This window comes from Bifidobacterium oedipodis (genome assembly GCF_012932425.1).
GTDB classification, from domain to species: Bacteria; Actinomycetota; Actinomycetes; order Actinomycetales; family Bifidobacteriaceae; genus Bifidobacterium; species Bifidobacterium oedipodis.
In genome coordinates this window covers 114,896-128,300 of sequence record NZ_JAAIII010000005.1, presented here as the reverse complement: position 1 = coordinate 128,300, position 13,405 = coordinate 114,896, and the positions used below count along the sequence as shown (strand labels likewise).

The window sequence follows — 13,405 nt, the reverse complement described above, 5'->3', positions numbered from 1 at the left end:
GTAACGTTACATCAGGTGATATAACAGTCACCAACCGCTAACGGTTACCACTGATAACGGTGCCATATCAATCGAAGGAGCATTATGGCCCAATCCATCACCGTACCCTACGCTTCCGCAGCTGGGCACAATTCCATGACCGAAGCCCTGGCCGCAGTCGATCAGGTTATCGACTCAGGACGATTCTGCGCCGACTGGGCTTCGCTGCAACAGCACCGCACGCCAGCCTGGTTTGCACAAGCCAAATTCGGCATATTCATCCACTGGGGCGTGTATTCAGTGCCCGCATTCGGCTCCGAATGGTATTCGCGCAACATGTACATCCAAGGCTCACGCGAATTCGAACACCATGTGGCCACCTACGGGCCGCAAAAAGACTTCGGCTACAAGGATTTCATCCCCATGTTCACCGCGCCTCACTTCGATCCGGAAGCCTGGGCCTCGCTGTTCGAACAGGCCGGCGCACGATACGTGGTGCCGGTGGCCGAACATCACGATGGCTTCCAGATGTATGCGAGCGCCATATCGCGCTGGAATGCGGCGCAGATGGGCCCCCAGCGTGACGTGGTCGGCGAGCTGGAGCAGGCTTGCGACCGTCATGGCATGGTGCTCGGCACATCCACACACCGCATTGAACACTGGTTCTTTATGGGTCATGGCCGCGAGTTCGACTCCGATATCACCGGGCCAATGCAGCGCGGTGACTTCTACTGGCCAGCTATGCCCGAGCCAGCCGACCACTATGACCAGTATTCCGAGCCGGCCCCCACGGATGAGTATCTTTCCGATTGGCTGCTGCGCACATGCGAGATCATCGACCGTTTCCACCCGCGTGTGCTGTATTTCGACTGGTGGATTCTGCATTCCGCCGCCGCCAAATATCTTAAGAAAATCGCGGCATTCTATTACAACCGTGCCGACGAGTGGGGTGAGGAAGTCACCATCTGCTATAAGCATGATGCGATGATGTTCGGCACCGCCACACCCGATATCGAACGCGGGCAACTGGCCGAAGCCAAGCCCTACCACTGGCAGACAGACACTGCCATCGCCCGCAATTCCTGGTGCTATACGGAGGGCAATTCGTTCAAACCGTGGACCGAGCTGGTGCAGGATCTTGTGGATATTGTGGCGAAAAACGGCAATCTGCTGCTGAACGTCGGCCCGAAGGCCGACGGCACTATCAGCGATGAAGATCAGGCTGTGCTGCACGGCATCGGTGGCTGGCTGAAGGTGAACGGCGAGGCAATCTACGGTTCCAAGCCGTGGCGTCGTTTCGGCGAGGGCCCCACCGAAATCACCGAAGGGCAGTTCGGCGATGGCGTGGCCAAGAACTTCACCAGCGCCGACGCACGGTACACAGTTGCCGGCAGCGCACTGTATGCAATTGCGATGCGCGGTGCCGCCGATGGCGTATATCGCTTCACCCGACTCAAGGAAGGCGATGCCGAGCACAACGCCGATTTCCATGGCATGATCGCCGGCATCGCACGACTGTCCGAAAACGGTGCACAGCCGGTGGAATGGTCGCGCGATGCCGAAGCGCTGGTCATCCACGATCAGCCCAATGATGGCGAGGCGCCAGTCGTGTTCCGCATCACGCAGGCATAGAACTGGCAATCACCACCCGCACATGGCACTTCTTGTGGGTTTCCCTCGAAAAGTGCCATGACACGCCCGGATTGCGCGGCCGAAATGGCACTTTTTGTCGGAAAACAACAAGAAGTGCCGCAATGCTCGCATAATCCGGGCGTGTCGCGGCACTTTTTGTTGTTGTCCGACAGGAAGTGCCGCGACCGCCCCTAATCGCCCGCAAGCAATCAGGCGATTTGACCGTCTGTGGCCTGCAAGCGCTCGTATTCGGCGCGGGTCAGGCTCAGCACACCGCCGTGCTTGGTGTGCGGGGCCATGTAGAAGTCGTTCGAACGCAGATAGTCGAAGCCATCGTCGATCGCATCGGTGACCATCGGTCGGTAGCCGATGGAAGGAATCACATCCACATACAGGTAATCGCGACCAGGCTCGCTATGTGACGAGAACAGCGCCGGACCTTCCACGCCGCGCGGATCGCCGTTTTCGGTCCACGCGGCACCGATGGCCTCCTGAACGGTGCGCCATGCCACGCCCGGCGTCCACCAGCGCTGTGCGTCGGTGGATTCCAGCACAATGCCGCGTTCGTTCTGGTATTTGGTGGCGCGATACGTACGCTTGCGTCCGTTCGGCAAATCATGCTGCAGCATGGTGGTGTCAATGGTGGGATAGCCGGCATCAATGAACACACCACCATATTCGTAAGTGCTATTGGTGAAGTCGGCGGTTGCGCCCCACAGCACACGGTCGTAAACCGTATCGTCGGTATGCTCGGGGTCGTTATCAGCAAACAGTTTGCTCGACCAATACAGCACGAATGCGCCGCGGCCGCCCTCGTGGCCTTCCGGATAATAATCCGGCACCCACAACGCCTCCGGCGCCCACGCCATGCCAAGCTCAGCATGCGAACCATCGGCACGACGAGACACGTCCAGTTCCTGCGGCTCGCTCCAATGCACCAGATCATCGGAATACCAGATAATCAGGTTCGTGGAACCGTGGTGGCTCCACTCGTACCAGCCGGCACCAGATTCGGAACCATGGCCGGAAGCGAACACCTGCAGGTCAGTGGCCAGGATATATACGCGCCCAGTTTCCGGGTTGCGCACCAAGTAGGGGTCACGCACACCGCGAGTGCCCAGCGGGGAGGTCAGAATAGGCTCGCCGCCGTTGAGCGGATTCCACACCTCCGGATTGTCGCCGTCAGACAAATCTAGGTAAATACGCTCGGCATAATGCTCGGGATCTTCAATAAAATGCACCAACAGGTAGCCGTACAGATCGGTGGCAGCAATATCAGCAATTGGGGAAACAGCAGAAACAGACATGATGGTCACTTTCGCAGCAGCAATAGGTGCCAAAGAATGGCGAATCGATGGGACAGATGGATAGAACAGGCAAATGAAGAGTCGGGAAGCCAAGATTTTGCAGGCAACTCAACGCCATGAGGCAAAGGAAAAGCCCGCGCAGGAAGAAAGGAGAGAAAACCTGCGCGGGCTTGAGATGGAAGGAGGAGAGGTAAGCCTTACTAGTGGTTGATTACCGGAACAATCAGCCCTTGACAGCGCCGATCATCACGCCCTTGTTGAAGTACTTCTGGATGAAGGGGTAGATAATCAACAGCGGGAGTGTGGAGATCAGGATGATGCCGTACTTAATCTGATCGGCAAACAACTGCATCTGTCCCAAGTCCATGGAACCAGAGGAGTTCGTGGCCGCCTGAGTGCCCAGCAGGATGCGCTGCAACCACATCTGCAACGGCTGAATATCCCAGTTGCGCATATACACCAAACCAGTGAAATAGTCGTTCCAATGCTGCACGAAGTAGTACAGCGTGATCACGGCGATGATGGCGGAGCTCAGCGGGATGACAATGCGGAAGAAGTAGCCGTAGTAGTTCAGACCATCAAGTTCAGAGGCCTCATGCAGTTCCTCAGGAATTGAAGTCTCGAAGAAGGAACGGGCAATAATCAAGTTGAACACATTCACAGCAGTCGGCAGAATGAATACCCATACAGTGTCGAGCATGTGCAGCTGACGGAACAGAATGTAGTTCGGGATGATGCCGCCGGCGAAGAACATCGTGAAGGTGAACAGGAACAGCAGCACACGGCGGGGCTTGAACTCACGACGGGACAAAGCGAAGGCAGCCGGGATGGTGACCACCACGTTGAGCGCGGTGCCGCCCAACGAATAGATAATGGTGTTCAGGTAACCAGTCCACACACCCTCGTTGGTAAACACCATGGAATAACCCTTGAGGTTGAATCCCACCGGCCAGACACTCACCTGGCCCTTGGCCACGGCAGAGGGGTCGGAGAACGAAGCCATGATGATAAACCAAATTGGATAAATGACCACAAACAAGATAGCCACCGTAAGCACCACGATCATGATGTCGACTACCCAGTCGGAGAAGGTACGATGCTGACGCACCTTGGGGTTGAACGGAATTTCCTCGCTGGACATCTTCGGAGCGATGCCCTGTGGCGAAACAGTTGCGGATGCCATAGTTGATCCTTTTCCTTCGATCCTTAGAAGATGCTCGTGTCGTTGATCTTCTTGGTGATGAAGTTGGTCAGCACCAGGAAGCCGAAATTGACTAGAGTGTTGAACAGGCCGACAGCGGTAGACAGCGATATCTGACCGTTCAAAATACCCATCTTGTACACGTAGGTGGAAAGCACCTCAGAGCTTGTGGCATTCAGAGCATTCTGCATCAGGAAGGTCTTTTCAAAGCCGACCGACAGGATGGAGCCCATCTTAAGAATCAGCATGATGGTGCAGGTCGGCAGGATGGTGGGCAGATCCACGTAGCGAATGAGCTGGAGTCGGCCGGCGCCATCGATCTTGGCGGCCTCATACAGGGCAGTGTCCACCGCAGAGAGAGCAGCAAGGTAGATGATGCAGTCCCATCCGCAGTGCTGCCAAACTTCGGAGATCCAGTAAATCGTAGAGAACCATTCCGGCTTACCCAGCAGGCTTTGCTCGCCAAAGAAACGACCTAGAATGCCGGAACCCGGAGACAGGAAGATGTTAATCATGGAGACCACAACCACCACGGAGATGAAGTGAGGCATGTAGGTAATGGTCTGTACGAAACTCTTGATTTTGGTGTTATGCAGCTGGTTGATGAGCAAAGCCAGCAGAATTGGGGCCAAGAAGCCGAAGATTGCGGTCTGCAGAGCGATATTCACCGTGTTGCGAATCACTTGCATGGCCAGAGGAGAAGCGAAGAACTGCTCGAAATACTTCAGTCCAACAAACTTTCCACCGGTTAGTCCCGCACGAGGGTCAAAGTCACGGAATGCCAGTTGCAAGCCGTACATTGGCACGTAGGCGAAAATAACCACAAAAATAATCGCTGGGAGCACGAAGGTCCACAACTGCCAGTACTTACGGATATGATCCGCGAACTTGAGATACCAGGGCATGCGCCTGCGCGCAGCGACGTTGTCGACCACTTCGGCCGAATCATTGCTTTGCGTGGAGTTCACCTCCACAGCTTGGCTTCTTGCCATCTCATCTTTCCTTTGATTGATCCCGTTGCATTACCGCTTGAAGCGGCATGGGACGGGCCGAAGAATCGCTTCGCGATTGCGATTCTGAAGATTCTTCGGCCCATCGCCTTATTCAGGGCAACTGTTGAAGGTTACTTCTTCAGCGCCTCGTCATACCACTTCTGGTACAGCTCATTGTTCTGATCGATACCCAGCGGTGTGATGTTCTTGACGTAGGCATCCCAGCTGGCGTCGTCAAGACCACCGTCCTGCATCCACTTGGCATTCTGAGTCAGTGCCGCAGAAAGGATATTTGCCACGTTGTTGGAGATGGTGGTGGAGTCCTCATCGCTCGGCACGATGGTAATCGGCAGATAGTTGTCGCCCACGGCCTTGAGCTGGTCGGCATAGACCTCATCAGTCTTCTTCAGCTTTTCGGCACCGGTCTCACCATTGATGGTCCAGTCATCGGAAATCCAGCCGGCGAAACGGTCAGCGAGGTACGGCAGCTTGGCGTTGGCATCCTGGTTGAAGTACTTCTCGGCAATATCGTAGGTGTGATCGCCGCTCTTGGTGACGTACTCATCATTGCCGTAACGGGCAAGGATAGAGCCTTCCTCGGAATACATCGCATCGATGATCTTCAGCGCGGCATCCTTGTTCTTGACGGAAGACGACATGGCAACGCCATAATCCTCGAATGCACCGGCATCCTGAGAGAAGTCCGCCACTGCGGTGACACCCTTCTCGGAAGCAGGCCACGGAATGGCCTCATACTGCGCGGCAACATCCGTGCCCACGCCGAAGGCATCAGTGGTGTTGGTGATGGCCAGACCCACGGTAGCAGTCTTACCGTTATCAGTGCCCAGCAGCGAAGAATAGTACTTAGAGGATTCCTGAGTCAGGGAGTCCTTCGGAGAGTATCCCTTCTCAATCATGGTGTGCAGGAACTCCAGCACCTGACGATACTGGTCAGAAACCAGGAAGTTCTTCATCTTGCCATTTTCGACATACTGACCGAAGCGGGAGGGGCTGTTGTTGAACTGAGTAGCGATGCCAGTGGAGTTGAGGAACAGGAAGGGGCTCCACCAACCGATTTCGCTAGTGCCAATATTACGCATGGCGTATGGAATTTCATCGGCCTGGCCATTGCCGTTCGGATCCTGGGTCTTGAAGGCCTCCATCACATTGAACAGCTCATCCCATGTGGTCGGCACCGCAAGACCAAGCTTGTCAAGCCAAGTCTTGTTGATGAACAGATGCTGGCCGGAAGCCTTGTATTCCTTGCCGAAGTAACGAGGCAGGGTGTACATCTTGCCGTCGGGGGTAGTAACCATGCCCTTGGCATCCGGCTGCTGCTCCAAGAATGCCTTGACGTTCGGCAGCTTGTCCAGATCCTGGGAAAGGTCTTCGAAGTACGGGTACTTCTGAGCATCAGACGGATGATAAGCACGGATGGACAGATCGTCCGGCTGTCCAGAAGACAGGGTGGCGGACTTCTGCTGAGCCCACTGAGTATCGTCGACCTGAGTCCACTTGATAGAGCAGTCGCACTGCGCTTCAAGGAACTTGGTCAAGTCCGTCATAATGGATGTGTCCTGCTGCTGAGAGGTCTGCACCAGCACGGAAACCACTGGTTTGCCATTGGCATCGGTTTCGCCCTTGCCGTCACCACCACAACCAGCGAGCACCATGGACATCGCGCCAACCATAGCGACTGCAGCCACGACCTTCTTCTTAACACCGCTGCGTGTCATGTTCTTTCCTTTCGACATGCACTTCTTTGTATGCATTTCTTCTGCTGACCTTGCTTATGAAGGTTAACGCTAAACATCATAAACCTTCTGTAACCATACTTTCTATCCAACAATATAGGCTTTTGTTTAATAAACATATCTATTTGTTGACTCGACAACACAGACAAACGCCAATTTGTCCCTGCGAAGGTTAACCTATATATTTAGCGATAACTTTTAACTAGCAATCTGTAACTAGTCATCAGCGATAGAAGCGAAGGAGCACGTGATGAGGCGCAGTGCCGTGACACTGAAGGACGTTGCCAGTGCGGCAGGCGTATCCATGATGACCGTATCCAAAGCCTTGCGGGACAAACCAGGCGTCAGCAACGCCACCCGTGACATCGTGCTGAAAAAGGCCGACGAACTGGGCTACTCCGTCAACCCTTCGGCTTCCATACTGAAATCCGGTCGCAGCGGCATCATCCAAATCATCGTCAACGAATACAACGTTCCTTTCTATGCCAAGCTCATCGATTCGCTTTCCACAGCGGTGGTAGACCAAGGCATGATGCCGTTCCTGCAGCAGACAAAATACTCATATGCCAGCGCGCAGTCGGCCTTGGGATCGACAGTACTGGCCGGGGCATTGGCCGATGGCGTGATTATTCACGCCTCAGGACTCAACTCCAAGCTGGTGAACGAAATTCGTAAGGGCAAACCGGCACTGCTTATCGATTCTGTTGACGAGACACTGCTGGCTTCATCCATCGCCTTCCCCAACGAGGAGGGTGCACGCGCGGCGATCAAGCACCTTGCCCAACGTGGGTGCACCCGCATCGGCATTGTGGGCCCCCCGTTCATCAGCAATCGTGATTTCCTGGCCGACCCGACCCCTCGCAAGTTGCGTTTGCGCGGTGCCAAATCGGCATTGCAGGAACTTGGACTGCCCTATGACGAATCACGTGTGCTCACGCTGGAGGGCATGACCGAAGATCGCGGGCGCGAAGCCGGTCATCGCATCGCCGATGAGCATATGGATTTCGATGGTCTGTTCTGCCTCAATGACTCCTCGGCAATCGGCGTGATACGGGGGCTGACCGATCGCGGTCTGCGCGTGCCTGAGGATATTCGCGTAATCGGGTTCGACGGCGTGAACGGCGGCGAATTCGCGGTACCTTCGCTGAGCACCATCGCAGTGGATATGGATCAACTGGCCAAACTTGCCGTGATGAATCTGGTGCAGCAAATCGAGCACGATGCCGATCCGTTGCCACCCACCCGCACCACGGTCGGATTCTCACTGGTCGCCCGTGAATCAACCCGATAGGGCTGTCGTCTATGGCCACCACCAGCACGCCCCTGCCGCCAATCGAACGTTGGACGCGCACCGATAGGCCTCCCGCCGACGTACGCGAGGCTATGAACGAGGCCGCACAGCTGCCCAGCGACGCTCCCAAGGATGCTGCGCCGCCGGTAAAACTCAGCCTGGTGCATGCGGTGAATCCTCCGCGTATTGCGTTTCTGGGTGCCAACATGGAACGCCACCCACGATCGAGCTGGGGCCCGAATACACGTGAGAACTATACGATTATCGTCGTAACCGCCGGCAAAGGGGAATATTTTCTTGACGGCGTACGCCACGCAGTATCCGCAGGGCAATGCTTCATGCTGCCAGCCGACGCCTACACCTATTACCACACTGATTGGGAGGATATCTGGACCATTTGGACTCTCAGTTTCACCGGCGAAGACTGCGAGTCGCTGATGCGTCGCTGCGGCTTCAGCATGATTCACCCGGTGGTGAACGTGGCCGAGCCCGCCGACTTCGCCGCATTAATACAGTTGATGCTTGAACACGGCGAGCGCACCTATACCAACGCGCTCACCTTGCAGGGGCTGCTGTATGAATTCATTGCCTTGTTGCTGGAAACCGGCCAGCCGTTCGAGGAAAACATCGATTCCAAAGACAACGACTATATCGAACGTGCCATCAGCTATATCCAGAATCACCTGCATGAGTCGCTGCAGGTCAATGACGTGGCGGAGGCGTTGTTTATTTCACGTTCATATCTGACCACACTGTTCCGCACCTACCTGCGCATCACACCGAAGGTGTTCATCATGAAAGCGCAGATGTTCGAAGCAGCCGAAAAGCTCAGAAGCACCAGCATGCCGATCGCCCAGATTGCCGCCACCACCGGCTATTCCACGCCGTTCGCGTTCTCAAAAACCTTCAAACGCATTATGGGCATGAGCCCACGCGAGTTTCGATCCCGCTTCACCAACCCCGATAACATCCAGGAAGGCTGAGGTTGGCGCCCGCAGTAGCGCAACAACGTAAGTGAGCAAACGAAAACCCCGGTGTGATGAGCACCGGGGTTTTCGCAAGAAAGGAGAAGAGAAAGAAGAAGGGATTCAGTTAGCGGCAACTGTTTGGGTTACCGGCCAGTGTTTGCTGACATGACCTATATAACCTCACTTGTCTGAGCGTGTCTGCCGTTTTTCCTGAATGTTCCCTGAGTGTCTCACGCCTCCTCGTGTTGTTCGGCCTTGAACATGGCGAACTGGGACTCGTACAGCCTCCAGTAGAAGCCACGCTGGGCCATCAATTCGTCATGTGTGCCGTGTTCGATGATCTGGCCGCGATCGACCACCATAATCTCGTCGGCGTTCACGATAGTCGACAGACGGTGGGCGATTACGAAACTGGTGCGACCCTTAAGCAGATGCGCGATACCAGCCTGCAGCGCCTCTTCGGTGCGGGTGTCGATATTCGAGGTCGCCTCGTCCAGAATCAGAATGCGCGGATCAGCCAACAGCACGCGCGCGAACGCAATCAGCTGACGCTGACCGGCGGACAGCGTGGAGCCACGCTCTTCAACCATCGTGTCGTAGCCGTCGGGCAGCTCCTCGATGAACTCATGCGCATGCACCGCGCGGGCCGCGCGCTCGATATCCTCATCCGAAGCATCGAGACGACCGTAGCGGATGTTCTCGCGTACGGTGCCGGTGAACAGGAAGGTATCCTGCAGCATCACACCCATCTGGCTGCGCAGCGATTCCAGCGTGACGTCGCGCACATCGTAGCCATCGACCTTCACCGAGCCTTCGGTGACATCGTAGAAGCGCGACAGCAGCGAAACCACCGTGGACTTGCCGGCACCGGTGGGGCCGACCAAGGCGACAGTCTGGCCTGGTTCGACATGGAAGTCAACCAGATTCAGAATCGTGCGTCCGCCCTCTTCGTAGCGGAACACCACATCGTTGAAATCCACGCGCCCGCGGATAGCCGGCAGTCTGCTGGCACCGGGCTTGTCTTCAATTTCGGGCTCGACATCCAAAGTCTCGAAGATGCGTTCCAGATATGCCGAGCAGGTGACCAGCTGGTTGTAGAAGTTGCCCACGTTGATCACCGGCGTCCAGAAGTTGTTGAGGTAGCCGATGAAGGCAATCAGGGTGCCCGTGGTCACATCCACGCCCGCGAAACCGGTGATGCCGATGAAGTAAATCAGCGAGATGGTCATCGCGGAAATGTTCTGCACACCCGGCCACATCAGGAACATCCAGTAGCGCGACTTCATCCACTGGTGGCGCACCACGTTCTCCTGATCCACGAAGGTATTGTATTGTTCGCGTTCGCGCGCGAAGCCCTGCGTGGTTTTGACGCCGGCGATCGACTCGTGGATGTAGGCGTTCAGGTTGCTCTGCTTGTTGCTCAGGATCTGGAAGGCGCGACGCTGATAGGTTTGGATGAACCGAACCCACACCACCAGCACCGGCACCAGAACCAGGCTCCACAGGGTCAGACGCCAGTCCACGGCGAACATGATCACCAGAGTGAGCAGCAGTTTGAAGATGTCGGAGATCACGTTGACCAAGCCGCCTGACAGCGTATCGGACAAGGTGTTGACATAGTTGACCACGCGGATCAGAATTTTGCCATGCGGACGCGAGTCGAAATAGCTGAACGGCAGTTTCTGAATATGCGTGAACAGGTCACGGCGCATATCCATCAGCATTGACTGGCCCACTTTGGTGATGGCCACCGTGCGGTAGGCCAGCAGCGCTTCGTAGACGAGAATCATCACCAGGAACGCCGCGCCCAGCATGAATAGGCCCGGCTTATCACGGTTGGGAATGATCTGGTCGATGATGATTTTGGTCAGGTACGGAGTGGCCACAGCGATGGCGCCCATCGACATCACCGCCGCGAGAATTACCACCAGCTGACCGCCATAAGGCTTCAGATATTGGGCGATGCGGGCGATGTCCCTCAGGCTGATCTGCTCTTCGAGCTCTTCGTCTTCCTTGAAGGTGTTGCGTTGCGCGCTGCGTGCGGCATTATTGCGCGCTTCGTTCTGCGCGTTGCGCTGGGCATTGCGAGCATTGCGCGCTGCGTTGCGATTGTTGGCCATCTCAGTCCTCCTTTCCGGTCTGTTCGTCACGATCGGAACGGTTGTCGTATCCGGTATCGGCGGTTTGCGCGCCGAGCTGCTTGCGGTAGATCTCCCAGTAGCGGCCGTGTGCGGCAACCAGCTCGTCGTGTGTGCCGCGCTCGACGATGCGGCCATGGTCGATGACGAGAATCTGATCGGCGTCCTTCACCGAGGAGATGCGGTGCGCGATGGTGAAAATCGTGCGCGTGCCGTCCAGCTCCTTCAGATGCCGTTGAATGGCCGCCTCCGTTTCCATATCCACGGCGCTGGTGGTGTCGTCCATAATCAGGATCGAGGGGTTATCGGCCAATGCGCGAGCCAGGGACAGGCGCTGCTTCTGGCCGCCCGAAAGGCCCACGCCGCGCTCACCCACCACGGTGTCGTAGCCGTCGGGCATGGCGGTGATGAACTCGTCCGCACCGGCGATGCGGGCCATCTGGCGAATGTAGCAGTCGTCGTTCTGGCTGGCACCGAATGCGATGTTCTCGCGGATGGTGTCGGAGAACAGGAAGGTGTCCTGCATCACCACGCACACTTGCTTGCGCAAGGTATCCAGCGGCCATTCGCGCGCGTCCACGCCGTCGATCAGCACTTTGCCGTGCGTGGGGTCGTAGAAGCGGGCGATCAGCGAGACCATCGTGGACTTGCCGGAGCCTGTTTCGCCGAGAATGCCGACGCTGCTGCCGGCGGGCGCCTTGAAGCTCACGTCGTCGAGAATCGGGGTATCCGGATCGTCGGGGAAGGTGAAGCCCACATGATCGAACACCACTTCGCCGGCCATATGGCGGTTGGCAAGCTCACGTTTGACGGGCTTGGCGGGTTTGATGCGTTCGGCGGTGCTCAGGTCGATGGCACCGGCGTCGGCCATGCTGTCGCCTTCATCTGGCCCCGGCACAGCTGCAGCTGCGGTCGCAGCGGTGGACGGCTTGGCAAGATTGGCCAGCTTGGTGAGTTTGGAGGCTGCGGTGCTGACGGGCTTGACAGTCTCGACAGGTGCAGCGACTGTGGCGTTGGTCTGCTGAACAGCTTCACCGCTCGCAGCACTGTTCTGTTGCTGTGCCACGGTTTCCTTATCCACGCGCAGAGCGTCCTTGGCATCCAAGTCAAGGCGCGAGGTGGCGGCCAGCAGGCGGCGCACCTTGACGCAGGAGGCGTTGAAACGCTGGTATTCGTTGAGCAGCCAGCCGAACTGGCGGGTGGGGCCGTCGAGCATCCACAGGAAGGAGTTGAAGCTCACCAGCGTACCCAACGTCATCTGCCCGTCGATAACAAGCAGACCACCGAACACCAGGGTGATGAGCTGCAGCGAATAGCTCAGACCGTCAAGCCACGGCATGAAACGGCGGGTGTTGCGCGCCTGCTTCATATTCGCCTGCATGAAGTCCTGGTTGTGCTCGTCGAACTTCTGGGTTTCGTAGGGCTCGCGGGCGAAGGCCTTGACCACGCGGTTGCCTTCGATGTTCTCTTCAACCATGGCGTTCAGGCCGGCAAGCGACTGGCGGATGCCGAAGAACAGCGGGCGTGCGCGTTTCGACATGGCGCGCGCCACGACAAAGATAAACGGCGAGACCACGGCCAGGGCGAGCGTCAGCCTCCAGTCGATGCCGAACATCACAACCAGTGAGCCGAAGAACAGGCAGATGCAGTCGAGCATCTGGTAGTCGGTCCAGCCCACGAAGTTGCGGATGCCGTCGGCGTCGGCGGTCATGCGGTTCATGATGTCGCCGTTGCGCACGTGGTTGAAGTAGGTGAAGTCGAGCGTATGCAGCTTCTCGTATTCGTCGCACACGATGCGCACAAGCGCGTCCAGACCAAATCGCTCCATGAGCACCTGATAGCCGTATCGGGCGGCGGTGCGCACCAGGGTGACGCCCACCATACCCCATGCCAGCGGTGCCAAACGCTCGGTCATGCCGGCTTCGATCACCTGATCCACGATCATGCCGGCCATAATCGGCAGCAGCATCACCAAAATTTTATCGATAATGAATAATAGCAGCGCAACGACCGCTTTCGCCCAGCTGGGCGTGCAGTATGGCACCACCCAGCGAATGTTGCCAATGCTTTTCTCCGCGCTTCTTTTCGGATCAACGTACACGACTGAAGCCTCCCCGCTTCCTTGTGTTTGCTTGATTCTTAC

General features: G+C 56.8%; 9 protein-coding genes. 3 read left to right on the top strand and 6 right to left on the bottom strand.

Translation table 11 applies throughout. From position 1 onward, the window contains the following. The first annotated feature begins 84 nt into the window (after window positions 1-84). Window positions 85-1,611, top strand: coding sequence for an alpha-L-fucosidase (locus G1C95_RS08915; RefSeq protein WP_205832790.1), 1,527 nt, complete (start codon window positions 85-87; stop codon window positions 1,609-1,611). A gap of 209 nt (window positions 1,612-1,820) precedes the next feature. On the opposite strand, the gene G1C95_RS08910 is transcribed toward G1C95_RS08915, so the two are convergent. From G1C95_RS08910 to G1C95_RS08895, 4 genes are all read right to left on the bottom strand, one after another. Beyond that, window positions 1,821-2,918 (bottom strand): glycoside hydrolase family 43 protein, encoded by a 1,098-nt coding sequence (locus G1C95_RS08910; protein WP_169172608.1) that lies wholly within the window; start codon window positions 2,916-2,918, stop codon window positions 1,821-1,823. Window positions 2,919-3,141: 223 nt separating this feature from the next. Further along, window positions 3,142-4,101 (bottom strand): carbohydrate ABC transporter permease, encoded by a 960-nt coding sequence (locus G1C95_RS08905; protein WP_169172607.1) that lies wholly within the window; start codon window positions 4,099-4,101, stop codon window positions 3,142-3,144. A gap of 23 nt (window positions 4,102-4,124) precedes the next feature. Further along, window positions 4,125-5,111 (bottom strand): ABC transporter permease, encoded by a 987-nt coding sequence (locus G1C95_RS08900; RefSeq protein ID WP_169172606.1) that lies wholly within the window; start codon window positions 5,109-5,111, stop codon window positions 4,125-4,127. A 131-nt stretch (window positions 5,112-5,242) separates the two neighbouring features. Beyond that, the gene (locus G1C95_RS08895) at window positions 5,243-6,847 is read right to left on the bottom strand and encodes a type 2 periplasmic-binding domain-containing protein (RefSeq protein ID WP_169172605.1); all 1,605 of its coding nucleotides are present in this window, start codon (window positions 6,845-6,847) and stop codon (window positions 5,243-5,245) included. Between the two features lie 268 nt (window positions 6,848-7,115). Here G1C95_RS08895 and G1C95_RS08890 point away from each other — a divergent pair, with 268 nt between their 5' ends. Further along, the gene (locus G1C95_RS08890) at window positions 7,116-8,156 is read left to right on the top strand and encodes a LacI family DNA-binding transcriptional regulator (RefSeq protein WP_169172604.1); all 1,041 of its coding nucleotides are present in this window, start codon (window positions 7,116-7,118) and stop codon (window positions 8,154-8,156) included. 11 nt (window positions 8,157-8,167) lie between these two features. Next, window positions 8,168-9,139 (top strand): AraC family transcriptional regulator, encoded by a 972-nt coding sequence (locus G1C95_RS08885; RefSeq protein ID WP_169172603.1) that lies wholly within the window; start codon window positions 8,168-8,170, stop codon window positions 9,137-9,139. A 215-nt stretch (window positions 9,140-9,354) separates the two neighbouring features. Here the strand turns inward: G1C95_RS08885 and G1C95_RS08880 are convergent, their stop codons facing one another. Then, the gene (locus G1C95_RS08880) at window positions 9,355-11,244 is read right to left on the bottom strand and encodes an ABC transporter ATP-binding protein (protein WP_169172602.1); all 1,890 of its coding nucleotides are present in this window, start codon (window positions 11,242-11,244) and stop codon (window positions 9,355-9,357) included. 1 nt (window position 11,245) lies between these two features. Next, entirely contained in the window at window positions 11,246-13,363 is a 2,118-nt protein-coding gene (locus G1C95_RS12585; RefSeq protein WP_335341424.1) for an ABC transporter ATP-binding protein, read from the bottom strand. Window positions 13,364-13,405 lie beyond the last annotated feature (42 nt).

Coding starts and splice junctions, on each gene's coding strand:
- G1C95_RS08890 (WP_169172604.1), top strand. CDS start 7,116: ATGAGGCGCAGTGCCGTGACACTGAAGGACGTTGCCAGTGCGGCAGGC.
- G1C95_RS08915 (WP_205832790.1), top strand. CDS start 85: ATGGCCCAATCCATCACCGTACCCTACGCTTCCGCAGCTGGGCACAAT.
- G1C95_RS08895 (WP_169172605.1), bottom strand. CDS start 6,847: ATGACACGCAGCGGTGTTAAGAAGAAGGTCGTGGCTGCAGTCGCTATG.
- G1C95_RS08880 (WP_169172602.1), bottom strand. CDS start 11,244: ATGGCCAACAATCGCAACGCAGCGCGCAATGCTCGCAATGCCCAGCGC.
- G1C95_RS08885 (WP_169172603.1), top strand. CDS start 8,168: ATGGCCACCACCAGCACGCCCCTGCCGCCAATCGAACGTTGGACGCGC.
- G1C95_RS08900 (WP_169172606.1), bottom strand. CDS start 5,111: ATGGCAAGAAGCCAAGCTGTGGAGGTGAACTCCACGCAAAGCAATGAT.
- G1C95_RS08910 (WP_169172608.1), bottom strand. CDS start 2,918: ATGTCTGTTTCTGCTGTTTCCCCAATTGCTGATATTGCTGCCACCGAT.
- G1C95_RS08905 (WP_169172607.1), bottom strand. CDS start 4,101: ATGGCATCCGCAACTGTTTCGCCACAGGGCATCGCTCCGAAGATGTCC.